General features: G+C 42.4%; 10 protein-coding genes and 1 pseudogene. 10 read left to right on the forward strand and 1 reads right to left on the reverse strand.

The genetic code is table 11. From position 1 onward, the window contains the following. Window positions 1–105: 105 nt before the first annotated feature. Window positions 106–2922, reverse strand: coding sequence for a DUF5695 domain-containing protein (locus OQX62_RS23835; RefSeq protein ID WP_265834176.1), 2817 nt, complete (start codon window positions 2920–2922; stop codon window positions 106–108). Window positions 2923–3158: 236 nt separating this feature from the next. Between OQX62_RS23835 and OQX62_RS23840 the strand changes: the two genes are divergently transcribed. The 10 genes and pseudogenes from OQX62_RS23840 to OQX62_RS23885 all read left to right on the forward strand — a co-directional run bounded on the left by OQX62_RS23840 (window position 3159) and on the right by OQX62_RS23885 (window position 16476). Then, window positions 3159–3617: a hypothetical protein gene (locus OQX62_RS23840; RefSeq protein WP_265834177.1), complete on the forward strand. Its 459-nt coding sequence runs from the start codon at window positions 3159–3161 to the stop codon at window positions 3615–3617. A 48-nt stretch (window positions 3618–3665) separates the two neighbouring features. Next, window positions 3666–3872: pseudogene (locus OQX62_RS23845) on the forward strand (M15 family metallopeptidase); the annotation flags it as partial. A 4-nt stretch (window positions 3873–3876) separates the two neighbouring features. After that, entirely contained in the window at window positions 3877–4419 is a 543-nt protein-coding gene (locus OQX62_RS23850; RefSeq protein WP_265834178.1) for a hypothetical protein, read from the forward strand. A gap of 173 nt (window positions 4420–4592) precedes the next feature. Continuing rightward, window positions 4593–5192, forward strand: coding sequence for a TetR/AcrR family transcriptional regulator (locus tag OQX62_RS23855; protein ID WP_265834179.1), 600 nt, complete (start codon window positions 4593–4595; stop codon window positions 5190–5192). A 226-nt stretch (window positions 5193–5418) separates the two neighbouring features. Next, window positions 5419–6552, forward strand: a complete 1134-nt coding sequence (locus tag OQX62_RS23860) for an efflux RND transporter periplasmic adaptor subunit (protein WP_265834180.1) — start codon at window positions 5419–5421, stop codon at window positions 6550–6552. Between the two features lie 42 nt (window positions 6553–6594). Then, window positions 6595–9780 carry an efflux RND transporter permease subunit gene (locus OQX62_RS23865; RefSeq protein ID WP_265834181.1) on the forward strand — a complete coding sequence of 1062 codons (3186 nt, stop codon included), beginning with the start codon at window positions 6595–6597 and terminating at the stop codon, window positions 9778–9780. Beyond that, window positions 9767–11182 carry an efflux transporter outer membrane subunit gene (locus OQX62_RS23870; RefSeq protein ID WP_265834182.1) on the forward strand — a complete coding sequence of 472 codons (1416 nt, stop codon included), beginning with the start codon at window positions 9767–9769 and terminating at the stop codon, window positions 11180–11182. The genes OQX62_RS23865 and OQX62_RS23870 overlap by 14 nt, the downstream gene beginning before the upstream one ends. Beyond that, window positions 11173–11514 carry a hypothetical protein gene (locus OQX62_RS23875; RefSeq protein WP_265834183.1) on the forward strand — a complete coding sequence of 114 codons (342 nt, stop codon included), beginning with the start codon at window positions 11173–11175 and terminating at the stop codon, window positions 11512–11514. Before OQX62_RS23870 ends, OQX62_RS23875 begins: the two co-directional genes overlap by 10 nt. Window positions 11515–11587: 73 nt before the next feature. Continuing rightward, complete coding sequence (locus tag OQX62_RS23880; protein WP_265834184.1) at window positions 11588–12814, forward strand: exonuclease SbcCD subunit D C-terminal domain-containing protein; 1227 nt, start codon at window positions 11588–11590, stop codon at window positions 12812–12814. Continuing rightward, on the forward strand, window positions 12811–16476 hold the full coding sequence (locus OQX62_RS23885; RefSeq protein ID WP_265834185.1) for an AAA family ATPase: 3666 nt from the start codon (window positions 12811–12813) through the stop codon (window positions 16474–16476). Before OQX62_RS23880 ends, OQX62_RS23885 begins: the two co-directional genes overlap by 4 nt. Window positions 16477–16632: the final 156 nt, after the last annotated feature.

Consider the following 16632-nt stretch of genomic DNA (forward strand, 5'->3'; position numbering starts at 1 on the left):
CTGGTTATCTCCGGCAATAGGAGATAACCAGCGATTCTGATATTCCAAATCAATTAGCGTAGATCATATCTTCAGGAAAATTCAGATCGGGGCGCTTAATTTCAGTTATTCCATACATTTTGCAATGATCACTGTACTGAATGCATCATTAACCTTTAACTGCAGTGTTTGCATTTCGTCTCTGACAAAAAATAGTCTGACATCTTTTTCTCCCAAAACTTGCAAGGTGTAATTTCCCTGCAGACCTTTTATTTGCAGTGCAGTGGTGTGATCATTTCCGGTTCGGTTTTCGATCGTAAAGCTTAATGACCGGCCCTTCGCGTCAAAAGATATCGTCTTGTCCCTGGCAAATCCATCCTGCAATAAAATGAGGTCTATTTTTACTGCTTTTGTCCGATAATGGTATCTGGCTCTTAAACCGTCTCTTGGAATAACTGAAAATATAGGGCCGTTTTTTTGAATATTACCTCCATAAGCGACCATGCCAAAGACCGGATCTTCCGTAATAATTGTTGCGGCGCATCTCGTGGCCCCGCCAAATCCGAGATCAATTTCTCCGTCATAATACCAGGGACCCCTGCCTTGTGGCTTACCTATCCAGGTATTGGCCTGTTGCTGGGGCTCAAATGCCCAGCCAGAGGCACCATCGTTGGCTAAACCCGGGTACCAGTAGCCAAAGTTACTTTCCGCTGTACCGGAATTGATCAATGCGAAGGAGCTCAGGTAGGCACCATATCCCAGACGCAGTTCCTCTGCGGGTTGTTCACTGAAATGGAGCGCATCATCCAGTATGGCGCCTCCCCCCATCTGCGACATATAACTGAGTGTAAAGCTGTCGCTTTTACCTCTAAAGTCACTGCCGTAATAGTAAAAGGAAGTCTCCAGCCAACCGCGACTAGCAATATTTGCAGCAATTTCCCGCTTCATGAACTTCCTGCCATCGTCAGCTTTAATTGATGGGTGTGAATACCATTTCCCAAGGTTCTTGTCATACCACAGATTACTATCGGGCTGCATTTTATTTGAGGCAGCATATTTTGCAAAAGCATGTGTCGATTCATAGGCGGTTGCATCCACTGCATATTCTGAGCGGAAAGGGTAGGGATCGTCGTACAGGAAGTATTTTACTTTCTTCTCCCATTCTGCTCTGATTTCATTTGCGTCTTTCTGAAAACCCTTCTGCTCCAGTTCGGCAATTAAGTCTACGATTAGCAGTTCATTATAGCAGCCCCATTTGTAAGTTTCATACCATGGTAATATTTCATAAGGATACTTAAAATAAGCTTTTGCAGTTTCTTTTGCCATTTCAAGGTAGCCGTCCTGATCCCTGAAATGTGTCATTCCCGGATAGCGTTTCGCAATTTTATATAACTCAAAATAAAGCATCATGATATGTGGATAATCATAAGAACGCCAGATATGCATTTTGTTCCTGTTCACATCATTTACATTCTGACTGCGTTTTAATGAATCACGATTAAGCTGCCAGTCGGGAGTGCCATAAAGACCATATGGATTAGGTTTTTCGCTGTCTGTGCGCTGCAGTCCACCCCACACAAAATTTTTGATATAATATTCTATCGCATCAATTTCTTTTTGTTCAGGATAAAAAACGTTTTTTGCCGCAAGAAATGGTGCTTTACCTAAAACCGGATCATCTGATGCGAGCACATATGCCAGCCTGCTTTTATCAAATCCATCTGCATGCTCAGGTCCTCTTAAAATCCCGTTTTTCATGTCATAAATTGAGAAAAGGCCATTATACCATTTGGTGGAATCGCGATGCTGCTGATGATTGACCAGGAAGGCCGCTCTTTTTTTATATAAGGTTTCCAGGGGCTCTGTAACAAAAAATTCCATTAAGGTATGCCGATGATCACCGTAGGTAATGATAACCTTGTTTTCTCCCAAACGGGCAAATCTGATGCGGTATAAAAATGTTCCCGCTTGTGCTGAAGGCATTGCTGTAATGGTGGTTTTCTGCGGGAATTCAGCTGCGACCCGGAGATTTTTCTGGTTAGTTTTTAAAGCGATATTTACATCAAGGTCATTAGGAACAGTCATTCCAGGCATAACCTGAATATCAATCATTCCTTCATCGACAAGGATTCTGCGGATGTCCGTATAACTCTCTGCCCAGCGGAGTTTAAAGCCGTAAGACTTCCTGCCTTTTCCAGGGATTGTGGCCGAACTTAATGGCTGCCTCCATGTCCCCTGAATTTCCTGCGCAGCGCTATAAGCAGCATGGATAAATGTTTTGAACTGACCCCGGTTTTCATCGGATCCTTTAGTAGAGAAATATTCCAGCGAAGTTTCACCTTGAGGTAACATCAATAAATAGGGACCTAAACCAGTCGGCCTTTGCCAAAAGAGAAATGAATTGTTACCGGCTATGGAATGGTGTTTAATGACGTGTTGCTCAAATATATCTTTTGCATTTTCACCGCCCTGATTGTTGTAGCTTATAGGAATCTCCAGATCTTTGATGGTCACCGGATCGGAGGACAGGTTATCTAAGGTGATGTTCCAGATCAGCCCGGCACTGGTGAGTGTATATTTTTCTGTGAGTTTTAAAGGTGCTGTATTTGTGCGGGTAATATATTGTATCTGGTCAGTGGTCTCTACGGATATCTTTCTTGGTGAAAGAAAAGTATCGAGGGAGTCCATCCCCTTGTTGTTTTGCTGATAGCGAATGACGACACCTGTAAATGGCTTTTTACGTTGCACATAATCTGTGGGGTAAATATCTTTGGTTTTTTGCAGACTTGAAATTCCCCGGGCAGAAAAGCGCAGCCTGAAGTCTTTGTTCTCCAACTGTTTTATCGTCACGGGCAACTGGGCAGGAGACCGAAAAGAACATATTAAAAAAGTGAATAAGAATGAGATGAGTAACAGCGTCCGGGATAGTTTGATATTGACCATACAAACAAATCTAATCTGTTAATCAATAGATTATCACTCATTAATTGATAGGTTATTGCTACATATTAACTGATATGTGATCAATCTACTGACCTGAAGTAAATAATAAATGGGCTTTAATCCGGCAGGAAAAAAAATACTGTAATTTGTTGTATCACAAGCTGCAATTCGTTTTCTTGGTGCGATATTTGTTTGTAAATCCTATGTAACTTTTCTTCACCTGATGTATTATTAAGATGGAATACTTATTGACGAGAAAGAATGTATTTGGCAGTTTTACATTCAATTCCAATGACCCTTTTTTATTTGCAGGTACGGAATCTTCGTGTATCGCATCCTATCTGATCAGCAGTATACTGTTTACTATAAAAGCCAATTATGTGGTCAAAAAAGTGTCTGCAAAAGGAGGTACGGATACTGATTTCTATTCACTTGCCTCAACCAGCTTCTGGGACAAGGGAAAAAAGTTAAAACATAACATTAAAAATAATACCTTATTGCTGAAGGTGGAAAATGGCCTGCCGGCCGATATACGCCCAACATGGGATAAGACGACAGATGCAAGGATAGGCAAGCTTGACGCAAGACTTCAAAAACCTACGAGAGAGTTTATCAATACCGTTGAAGAGGAACTCGGAATCCAATTGAGAGTAATTCAGGGCTTGCGCACTATTGATGAACAGAATACCTTGTAAGATCAGGGACGTACCACACCGGGTAACAAAGTAACCAATGCTAAAGGCGGTCAAAGTTTTCATAATTATGGTTTGGCAGTAGATGTGGTGATCATTAAAAATGGGCAGGCCGTATGGACGCAGGTTCCTAAAGAGGTGGTCAACATCGGTACCAGTCTGGGATTTGAATGGGGTGGCAACTGGAAATCTTTTAAAGATTATCCGCATTTTCAAATGACTTTTGGCAAAACAATCAAACAACTCCAAACTAAATAATACCATGAAGAATTTGCTTTTATTACCAGGTTTTCTGCTATTGTTTATGCTATCGAGCTGTAATGGAACTGCTTCACCTCTTAAGGCCGCAGAAAACCGCACTGCTGTAGATACTGCTCAGCTCATTAAAACTATTAAAGCCGAATATGCGGCAATAAACAATGGCTCCTTTACAAAGAAAAAAAAGGATCTCAGTGGCTTGTCCGCAGAAGGGGGAGAACTCATCACTTATTATAAGAAATTAGCTGTAGTAAAGGAACATGCTATTCTCTATGGTGAAATGGGTAAAGTGGAGATAGATCTTTATTATAATGCAACGGGACTATTTTTCGTATATAAAAAAGAAACCTTTTATGATCAGCCAATGTATGTGAAAGGATCTAAAGTAAAAAGCCTCACACAAAACCGATACTATTTTCACAAAGGTGGAATGATCCGCTGGATAGGTACTGATCATCGAACTGTGTCGCCCGGCAGTACTGCATATAGAGAAGAAGCAGGCAACGTGATGGAACTTGCTGCACAAATTAAAGCGCAGCGTAACTAAAAAGTTATTTAATGGAAAGCGCTGATATCTTTTTGGAGAACGAAACAGGCTGTAACATGCAGGTTTCAATTATCCATACAAATCAGATTTGACAATACGCTGATAGAGTAGTTAAAAACTAGTTTTACATTTGCTTAACGCTGTTAGATTATTTACACAGTTGTATTATTGCCATGGGTAGCAAGGAAAGAATTCAAAGAATCAAGGAAGAAACCAGAGTCAACATACTGGATGCAGCTTTGCAGATAGTAATGGAAGACGGCTGGCAGGCATTGAGTATGCGTAAAATCGCAGACAAGATTGAATATACTGCGCCTATTATTTACGAATATTTTGCGAATAAGGAAGGAATCTTACTGGAGCTGACACGCAAGGGCAATCTGCTGCTGTTGCAGGATCTAAAAAAAGCCAGGGAAACTAACGATACACCAGAGAAGCAGCTTACCGCAATGTGGATTGCTTACTGGGATTTTGCATTTGCAAACACGCAATTGTATCAGCTGATGTTTGGAGTTGATTGTATGTGTTGTGAAATGGTGAAGGCTTTACCGGAGGCAGAGGCAGCAAGAAAATTAATCTGGGAAACCATTGCAGAAGTGATGAAAGATACGCCTCCGGCAGAAGAATTGGTTTGCAGAAAATACTATACTTTCTGGTCAATCATTCATGGGCTGATCTCTATCAATCTGGTTAGGCGGGGAACAAACGACGAGATGAACCAGCATATTCTTAAAGATGCAATCAACGGTATCATTAACTCAATTAACGAATAAACTCTTTTTTTTATGGAATACTTAACGCTGTTAAATTATTTATATACGATTACTTATACCTACAGATCCAAAGCAATCTCCCAGGTAAAAGCTCCTGCGTTTTTTTTGACTAGTCATCTAACGCTGTTAAATAAACTAATCACCCTAAAGCATCGCTCTCTTTTACACTAACAATTATATATTTTTTATGCAATCACTTAACACTGTTAAATCATTGACTATCGTTATGAAAACATCAATACTACTACTCGCCATACTTTTCGCTGGTTGCTCCGGCGATCCGCAACAAGCTGCTGCACCGGTGGCACAAGCTCTGCCTGTTATCGCGCTAAGCAACAGTTCGGAGACAACTTTTATAGAATATCCTGCTGCTATACAGGGAACGGTTGATTTGGAAATCCGTCCCCAGGTTTCTGGTACACTGGATAAGATATTTGTAAGTGAAGGTGCACAGGTTCAGAAAGGACAGCCGCTTTTTAAAATAAATGAACTCCCATACAGGGAAGCAGTGAATAATGCTAAAGCTTTATTACATGCTGCTCAGGCTTCATTGCTGAATGCACAACTTGAAGTAGAGAAATTAACGCCGCTGGTAAAAAACAAGGTGGTGTCTGACTTCCAGCTAAAAAGCGCTAAAGCTACTGAGGAATCTGCCAGAGCAAGTGTAGAACAAGCAAAGGCTGGCGTTGCTGCGGCAAATATTAATCTCGGATATACCTTAATTAAAGCACCTGTTACCGGTTTTGTTGGTCGCCTGCCCAAAAAACAAGGCAGTCTGGTTGCTGTAACAGATGCAGTACCACTTACACAATTGTCTGATGCACATGAAGTACATGTTTACTTCTCCCTGGGAGAAGATGATTTTGTAGCCTTTAATGCTAAATATCCGGGCGGAAATACCGCAGAGAAATTGAAGCAGTTGCCAGGTGTTGCACTGTTACTGGCAGACAATTCTGTTTATGGCCAGAAAGGAAAAATTGATATGGTTGATGGTCAGTTTGACAAGCAAACCGGCTCTATCGCATTGAGGGCCACTTTCCCCAATAAAGAAGGTTTGCTGAGATCTGGCAATACGGGTAAAATCAGGTTAAGTCTGCAGCATGAAAATGCCTTGCTGATCCCTCAGTCATCTACTGTGGAAGTGCAGGACAAGATGTTCGTATTCACGGTAAATGATTCAAACAAAGTAAGTAAACAACCGATCAGCATTATCGGAACCAGCGGAACCAATTATCTCGTTTCTTCGGGATTGAAATCGGGCGACCGTATTGTGTTCGATGGTATCGATAAATTAAAGGAAGGTGATGTCATCAAACCGGAAAAAATGAAAGAAAAACCGGTACAGACTGCATCAAGATAATTACATCAGGAGAATTAAGTAGACCAAGATAAAATAAATATCATGTTTAAGAAATTTATAGACAGACCTGTCTTAGCAACCGTTATATCCATACTTTTGGTTATTCTGGGAGTACTGGGACTCACAAAACTTCCCTTACAGCAATTTCCTGATATTGCGCCGCCGGCTGTACAGGTCACTGCGCTGTATCCGGGTGCCAATGCAGAAACCGTATTGCGCTCTGTTGCTCCCTCCATAGAGGAAGCTATCAATGGGGTCGAAAATATGAGCTATATGAGCTCCACAGCGAGTAATGACGGATCTCTGGTCATCACAGTTTACTTTAAACTGGGTACCGATCCGGATCAGGCAGCTGTAAACGTGCAGAACCGCGTATCACAAGCCACCAGTCAGTTGCCTGCGGAGGTAGTTCAGGCGGGGGTAACTACGGCAAAACAACAGAACAGTTTGATCATGGTACTTTCCATGTACACGGAAGACCTGAAAAGCTATGACCAGACATTCATGGCAAATTATGCAGCCATCAACCTTATTCCTGAAATCAAAAGGATTCCGGGAGTGGGGCAGGCGCTGATATTTGGCGGGAGTAAAGATTACTCTATGCGTGTATGGTTAAATCCATCGCAGATGGCTACCTATAACCTGACGCCGAACGACGTCATGTCTAAAATAAAAGACAAAAATCTGGAAGCTGCTCCGGGAAAGTTTGGAGAAAGCAGTGGAAATGCATTTGAATACGTTATCAAGTATAAAGGAAAGCTGAACAAGCCTGCTGAATATGAAAATATCATTATCAGGGCAAATGCTGACGGTTCATTCCTGCGATTAAAAGATGTAGCAAGGGTAGAATTTGGGGCTTATACCTACAGTAGTGAGTCGACCATTAATGGAAAGATTGGTTTAAATATCGGTATTCAGCAGTTGAGTGGTTCAAACGCAAACGAAATACAGCTGGCGATTGACAAATTCATGAAGAAAGCGGAAAAGGATTTTCCGAAGGGAATGAAGTATTTAGTACTCTATAATACTAAAGTAGCATTGGATCAGTCTATTGATCAGGTGATTCATACTTTGGTTGAGGCTTTCATCCTCGTATTTATCGTAGTTTTTGTATTCTTACAGGATTTCAGATCTACCCTTATTCCTGCGATAGCTGTTCCTGTAGCGATTTTAGGAACGTTCTTCTTTATGCAGCTATTCGGCTTCTCTATCAACCTGCTTACCTTATTTGCATTAGTACTTGCCATTGGTATTGTGGTCGATGACGCGATTGTGGTAGTCGAAGCAGTACATGCGAAGATGGAGCATAAAAAGCTGGCTCCGAAAGCAGCTACAGCAGCAGCGATGCATGAAATTACTGGTGCTATTATCTCTATAACGCTGGTAATGAGTGCGGTATTCCTTCCCGTAGGTTTTATGGAAGGTTCAACAGGGGTGTTTTACAGACAGTTTGCCTTTACACTTGCTATCGCAATTGTCATTTCAGCAGTTAACGCGTTGACCTTAAGTCCGGCTTTATGTGCATTGTTCCTGAAAGAAATACACCATGACCACCAGGGTAATGAGGTAAAACGAAGCTTTAAACAAAGATTCTTTGCAGGTTTCAATACCAGTTTCGATTCACTGACCAACCGCTATGTAGGTAGTCTGAGATTCCTGATCCGTGTAAAATGGGTGGGTCTTGCAGGTCTGGCTATCGTTGTTCTGGCTACTGTATGGATGGTAAAAAAAACACCTACAGGATTCATTCCTTCAGAAGATCAGGGTTTCATCGCCATATCGATGTCAATGCCTGCAGGCGCTTCCTTGGAGCGTACGAAGGAAGTAATGAGTCAGGCTCAGCAAAGTTTACAGCATGATGAATTTACTAAAATCTTTAACGTAATTGCTGGTTTTAATATCCTGACACAGTCTAATAGTCCTTCTGCAGGTGTTGGTTTTGTGCTGTTGAAACCTAGTGAAGAGCGTGGAGCAGTAAAAGATATCAATGCGATCATGGATGTGGTAAGGGGTAAGCTGGCGGCCATAAAAGGGGCTAACTTCTTCGTATTTACTTTCCCTACCGTACCGGGATTTAGTAATGTGGATGGTCTTGATTTTGTCCTTCAGGATAAAACCGGAGGCCGACTGGACAAATTCAGTGGGGTGTCTGACAAGTTTTTGGGTGAACTGATGAAGCGTCCGGAGATTGCTGCAGCGTTTACCTCGTTCAGGGTAGATTATCCTCAACTGGATCTTCAGATAGATGAAGCCAAGGCCGAACAGTTAGGCGTATCTACCAAAGATATCCTGCAAACCATGCAAGCCTATTTTGGTAGCTCACAGGCGTCAGATTTTAACCGTTTTGGTAAATATTACCGTGTTATGGTACAGGCTGATATTGCTGACAGGGCAGATCCTACCTCTATGCAAGGCATATATGTGAACAATAATAAAGGAGAAATGGTGCCGGTAAATACCTTAGTTAAACTGAGTCGTGTTTATGGTCCTGAAACAGCATCGCGATACAACCTTTTCACTTCAATAGGTATTAATGCTTTTCCTAAACCGGGATACAGTTCAGGAGATGCGATCCGTGCAGTAGAAGAAGTAGCGGCGGCCCAGTTGCCTACAGGTTATTCTTTTGAATTTTCAGGGATCACCAAAGAGGAGATTACTTCGGGTGGACAGTCGGTTATCATATTTGGCCTGTGTCTCGTATTTGTTTACTTCCTGCTGTCGGCTCAATACGAAAGTTATGTATTGCCGTTGGCAGTGATCTTATCTATTCCTACTGGTATTTTTGGTGTATTTGCAGCGATCGGACTTACAGGAATTGAGAATAACATTTATGTGCAGGTGGCACTGGTCATGCTCATCGGGCTGCTGGCAAAAAATGCAATTCTGATTGTAGAGTTTGCTGTTCAGCGCAGAAGAGCGGGGAAAACATTGGTTGCAGCCGCTTTGGAAGCAGCTAAGTTAAGACTAAGACCTATCATCATGACCTCTCTTGCTTTTGTTGTAGGACTGATTCCAATGATGCGTGCTTCAGGTCCTTCAGCACTGGGTAATCACTCCATCAGTATCGGAGCTGCAGGCGGAATGGTTTCCGGGGTTATTCTCGGACTCTTTATCATCCCTGTACTGTTTGTGATCTTCCAGTTTTTACAGGAAAAAATTACTGGCAAGCCAGTAGTAGAATCAGTTGAAAATGTACATACCCATACTCACGAATATGAAATCGTTTAAATATATATATACTGCACTGTTATTTGTACTCGTAATGGGTGCATGTAAAGTGTCAAAAGATGTTGCCAAACCTGCAGATGCTACTCCCGAACAATTCAGGAATAATGTGGCTGCGACAGATACTTCAAGTATTGCCAGGTTGCCGTACAAGGAGTTTTTTAAAGAGGAACTGATCAGGGATCTGATTGATACCGCGTTGCTGCACAATTATGATATGCAGATTGCTTTAAAAAATATGGAAGCTGCATCACTGTTGTTCAGCCAGTCTAAATTAGGCAATTTGCCGGCAATCAATTTACAGGTAACTGCCAATTCAAGTCGTCCGTCAGACAATAGTCTGAATGGATTAACGATCAGCCAGTTTGCTAATGCAAAACATATAGAGGATTATACTGCTTCAGCAGGGTTGAGCTGGGAAGCAGATATCTGGCGCAAAATCGCCAACCAGAGAAATGCAGCCGGAGCTGTTTATCTGCAGTCGGCCGAAGCAAGAAAAGCGATTCAGACCCGCCTGGTGGCAAATGTTGCACAAAGTTATTACAGGCTCATCATGCTGGATACACAGCTGGACATTGCAAGAAAAAACCTGGCACTGAATGACAGTACATTAACCATTATAAAAATGCAGTTTGATGCTGGGCAGGTTACGTCTCTAGCTATTCAGCAGGCAGAAGCTCAGCAACTGGTAGCTGCCGGATTAATCCCTCAGCTGGAGCAGCGCATCAATCTGGAGGAAAATGCACTGAGTATTCTTTCCGGAGCTTTTCCTGCAGCGATAAGGCGACAGGGAAGATTGAATACGATGGTGAGTCAGGACCAGCTGGGTACAGGTATTCCATCAGCAATGGTGAGTCTCAGACCTGATGTGAAAAGTGCAGAACTGGAGTTGATGAGGGCAAATGCTAAAGTAGGCATTGCAAAAGCAAGTATGTACCCGGCCCTAACAATTACGGCTAACGGTGGATTGAACAGCTTTAAATCCAGTAACTGGTTTAATATTCCTGGATCACTATTCGGTGTGGTTGCCGGTGGAATTGCACAACCTGTTTTTCAGCGTAAACAGCTTAGAACTCAATATGAAGTTGCGCTGGTAGATAGAGAGAAAAGCGTGATACAGTTCAGACAATCGGTATTGGTTGCCGTAGGAGAGGTATCAGACGAGCTCATTAAGATTGAAAAACTAAAGCAGCAATATGTAATTGCTGAACAACGTGTAAAGGTAGTTCAGGGTGGTTTGCAAAATGCGAATCTGCTTTTTAAAAGCGGCATGGCAAATTATCTGGAAGTAATTAATGCGCAAAGCAATGCTTTGCAGAGTGAACTGGATCTTGCAACTGTTAAAACAGCACAATTAAGTGCTGCTGTAGAGTTATACAGAACATTAGGAGGAGGATGGAAATGAGAGATTATTCAACATTAAGCCCAACTTTCTGGACGGGCGTTATCAACTATATAAGAACTTCTGCGCATGGCGCAGAAGTTACTTCAACAGCGAAAAAAGATACTTTGCCAGCAATGCAGGGAGTATTTGTTTTCAAAACATCTATAACCGGACCTGCGGAAATGAAAAAGATTTCGGCAGGGCTAACGAAAGTAACTGGTAAAGGAAAGTGGACTATCGACCTTGATGATGAAGATAAAGTATTGCGGGTAGTGTGTGCTGAGCAAGTTGAAAAACAGATTATTTCGGTACTGAATAAGTTCGGTTTCAGCTGTGAGCTGATGCCTTACTGATTACCCTGATCAGGATTCCTGAGATACAAGATGTGACATTTGTCTCGTTAATTGCTTAATTTAGCATGCAATAATGAGAATTCTTCACACGGCCGACTGGCACCTTGGTAAAAGACTTGAGCAAAGCGAAAGAACGGATGAGCACCAGGCTTTTCTGAACTGGCTGATATTGACGTTAAAGGCAGAGAAAATAGATGTATTAATTGTTGCCGGTGATATTTTCGACACTGGCAGCCCATCGAATACAGCTTTTGAACAGTATTATGGATTCCTCAGACGGGTTAAAGATACCTGCTGCAGAGAAGTAATTATTATTGGTGGAAACCACGATTCTATCAGTACACTAAATGCCCCTCAATCACTGTTGAGATATTTCAATGTACATATTATTGGGGGAGTACCTGAAGAATTTACAGATCAGATTATACAGGTCTGTGATGCTGATGGAAAACCAGAACTGGTCGTCTGTGCAGTACCTTTTCTGCGCGACCGTGACATCAGACTTTCTGTGGCTGGTGAAACTGCGGAAGAACGTGAAAGCCGGATCAAGCAGGGTATAGCAGATCACTATCATCAATTTATTGAACATATCATTTCTTATAAAATGAACGGCGTTCCTGTGATTGCCACGGGACACCTTTTTGCGGCCGGATCAAGTACTTCCGATAGCGAAAAGGAGATTCATGTGGGTAATCTGGGACAAGTTGGAGGGGATCAGTTTCCGGTTGAGTTTAACTATGTCGCTTTAGGGCATATTCATCGCCCGCAGGTGATCAATAAAATGGAACATATCAGGTATTGCGGTTCCCCGATACCGCTCAGCTTTTCTGAGACGGAAGATCGTAAACAGGTCGTGATACTTGAATTTAGAGGTGCAGAGATGATCAGTCTTAAAGAATTGGAAGTTCCCTCTTATCGTAAATTAATCAGGATAAAGGGAGACCTTTCCCAAGTTACAGCTAAGCTGAAGCTGCTTGAAGATCCTGGGACATTGTTTCCTGCATGGGTAGAAGTACAGGTAGAAACCCCCGGTTTCATTGTTGACCTGGAAGAACAGCTCAATCTGATCATAGCAGACAAAACATTTATTGAACGTATTTTTCCAAGACAGCTAAGAGTCAGACCGGCAAAAAACCTGGATGAACAAACAGTTGAATCGCTGACTTTAACCGACCTTGATCCGAAATCGGTGTTTCTTAAACGCTGCGCATCAGAATATCCGGAGGAAGATTTCAAGGATTTACTTTCTGCTTTCAACGAAGTAAGGGAACGGATGATGCAAGACGGGGAGGGCGCATGAAGATTATCAGTATAAAATTTCTAAATCTGAATTCCCTTAAGGGAAAGCATGAAATCAGGTTTGATGAGGCACCTTTTAGCGAAAGCGGATTATTCGCAATTACAGGTCCGACAGGAGCAGGAAAAACAACAATCCTTGATGCGATAACAGTAGCGCTCTATGGTCGCGTTCACCGCCATCATAAGGATGTATTTGAGATTATGACCCGGCATACCGCCGAATCCTATGCTGAGGTGGAGTTTGAGGTAAAAGACAAAATATACCGGGCAAAATGGTCGGTCAGACGCAGCCGTGGGAAAGTCGACGGTCAGCTGCAGACCCATAAAATGGAACTGGCAGATGCTGTTAGCGGAGCGATAATTATAGAACATCCGCTGAATGAAGTAAAGGACGAGATCGTAAGGATTTGTGGTTTGGATTATAGCCAGTTTTTACGCTCGGTCATGTTGTCTCAGGGCGACTTTACCCGTTTCCTTAAGGCTGATGAAAACGAGCGTAGCGAATTGCTGGAGAAAATAACAGACACCGGAATTTATTCCCAGATATCTATAGCCGCATATGAAAAAGCGAAACTGGAAAAACAGCAGCTGGATCAGTTGAAAGGCAAGCTGAATGATGTTCCTTTGCTTAGTTCAGATGAAAGACAGATCTGTATCACTGAACTTAGTGAACTTGTTATGAAAGAGCAGCGGCATAAACAGCAGGAAGCCGCTTTACGGTTGCAGATAGACTGGCTGAATAATCTGGAAAAACTAGAGAAGCGAAAGCATGACCTGATCGCATTGCAGCAAAAAAAGGAAGAATTTTATGCCTCAAACCGGAGCAGGTTCGAGCAGTTGAAACAACATGAAATAGCTGCAGTACATCGTCCGGCAATGGTCGAACTGGAATTTATCGCAAAACAGCGTCAAAAGATTGAAAATAGTTTAAAAGAACTGGATTTATTATTCCCCGCTTATCGTCAGCAAGAGACAACAACCAGGCTCGCCCTGGCGGAGGCAAAAACGCAGGCAGAAACTGCGCAAAAAAACCTGACTGAACTGGAACCTGTTTTTGATCAGGTAGTTCAGCAAGATGTTTTGATTTTGCAGGTACAGCAAACATTAATCAAAACCGGGCAAGGTGCCGAATCTGCTAAAACCGCTTTGAAAGTATCTTCGGATTTGCTGTCAGCAACCGAAGCTGAACTGCTTAAAGTTACAAACAGAATAGCTGTACTCTCCCTTTGGCTGACAGAAAACGCAATTGATGCCGGTTTGGAAAAGGAAGTGGTGGTGTTTCAGCAGCAATTACGCGAAATAAAGGCGCTGGAGCTGAAAATTGATGCTACAAGCATATTGCTTGGTCAAAATAAAAATACACTTTCGGATGGCCTTATCGCCATTGATAATAGCATTAAGGTTGTTGAACATTTGGATCGTGACCTGATTGCTGCTACCGAATCAGTTACAACACTAAAATCCGGGATGCAGTTACTTCTGAATGAAAGATCATTAGAAGCGTTGGAAGGAGAACTGGTAGGTTTCCCGCCCCTGATCGCGAAAGCAGAAGAACAGCTCCGGTTAGCTGCACAGCAGGCAAAAAATAGAATCCTGCAGCAGGAGCTCTTCAGTGAACTTGAATTTAATAAAAAAGAATTTCAGGATACAACTGCTGCTATCACAGTAAATGCAGCAGCTTATGAGTCGGCGGTCACCATTTTATCAGAGTATCAGCAAATTTATGAATTGGAGGTTAAGGTGCAGGATTATGAATCCGCACGATTATTACTGGAACCGGAAAAACCTTGTCCACTGTGTGGATCACTACATCATCCCTATGCTGATGGTACGCATTCAGGCAGGGTAAATGAATCTGCCGAAAGACGAAATCTGCAACAGCAGCGAGTGGAAGAGTTTCGGAAAGTAGTGGAAGAGTTGAGACGCCGTTTAAATACACTGCAGCTAAAAATAGAGAACGGAGAGAAAGCCTTAGCGCTGGTCACAACTGAATTTGCCGGAATTGTTGCTGAGTTTTCATCAAATAATGATCTGTTACCAAAGCCGCTTGATATCAACCGGCAGGATATTATTCTTGCTGTCATAGCGAAAAAGAAATCACAATATCTGCTGCTGCAACAGGAATTAAAATCGGTAAGAGATGCACAGACCAGGATTGGAATAGCAGAAATTGCCGCACAGCAGTTAAAAGAAAAGCGCGTAGCAGAAGAAAATAAAATAGGACAATTAAGATTGTCGGCCGACTATGCAAAGAAACAGTGTTCATCTAATGATTTGGAATTGAGTCAGTTGGAGTTGGGTAGAAGTTTATTGGAGCAGGCTGCAGCGGCGTTATTACAACAATTCAACCTGATGTATTCAGCAGAAGATACCGAACAGCTTTTGCAGACGATGAAGGATAGGTTTAAGCGGTATACTGAGGCTGTGCAAGAACAGGGGCAGTTACAGCTTTTATTTCGTCAGCATGAAACAGAGTTGAAGAGTATTGGTTTAACAAGAGTTGAACGCCAAAACGGATTAGACAGCATTGTTCTCCAGCTGCAGTCAGAACAACAGCAGCTACAGGAAATGCAGGCTGAACGCCTGTTGCTTTTCGGAACTAAAGATCCGAGAGCACAAAAGGAATTACTCAATGCAGACCTCAAAAAATACAGGGCGCTGGCCGAGCAGTCCCAGTTAATTTTACAGAAAAAACAAGAGCAGTTAAGCATTGCGGAAGATCAGCAATCACAACTGTTGAATGCTTTAACGGAAACAGAGAAAAATTACCGGTTACAACTTGATTTGTTGCTGACCAGCATCAGCGCGTTAGGGCTGCAGACTGTAGCCGATCTGGAATCCTGGTTTTTACCGGAAGAGGAAGTCACTGTGATCAGTAATCTGCAAAAAGAAGCTGCGCAGCAGGTTGCATCAGGTGAGAGCATGCTGGTGGCAATAGCGAAAGAACAGGAGGCGGAAAAGGAGAGGAAGGTAACAACCGAATCGAAGGACAATTTGCTGATTGCACTGGAAGAAGAAGACAAGGAACTTTCATCTTTGCTGCAACAATCAGGTCGACTCCAAAAGGTCATTGCTGATGACGATTTGTTAAAGCTCAAATATCAGGGCTTTGCACAGGAAATTGAGCATCAGCAAAAGGAGTTTGATCGTTTTCAAAAGCTTTCTTCGTTGATTGGTTCTGCGGATGGTAAGAAGTTCAGCCGTTTTGCCCAGGGATTAACACTGGCCAGACTAACGGAATTGGCGAACAGGCATTTAGTGCGTTTAAGTGATCGTTATAGTATACTGAAAAGTCCTGAAAAGGATCTGGATTTGCAGATTATCGATGGCTATCAGGCTGATGTGGTGCGGCCAATGTCTACATTATCCGGGGGAGAAAGCTTCCTGGTCAGTCTTGCGCTTGCACTTGGTTTGTCGGATTTAGCGAGTCGTAAGGTACAGATCAACTCCCTTTTTATCGATGAAGGTTTTGGTACGCTTGATGCGGAAACGCTTGATGTTGCTATTACGGCTTTAGAAAATCTACAGGCCAATGGTAAAAGTATCGGAATCATTTCCCACGTAGAAGCGCTAAAAGAAAGAATTGGTACACAAATTCAGGTTGTAAAACTTCCCGGCGGATCGAGTAAAATAACTTTACACAGTTACGGTCATCTCATATAATACAGAACTGGCATAATAATGGCATTCGTTTTTTTATGTATAAAATAAAGCGCAAAGAAACGAGTGCCTCTCAAATTTCATTTTTTTTAGCCATCATTTTGTTGTTTTCACTTCAGGCCTGTAAAAAAAGCAAGTCTGACTTAGGTAAGGCGCTCT

It is taken from the genome of Pedobacter sp. MR2016-24, assembly GCF_026239655.1.
Lineage (GTDB): Bacteria > Bacteroidota > Bacteroidia > Sphingobacteriales > Sphingobacteriaceae > Pedobacter.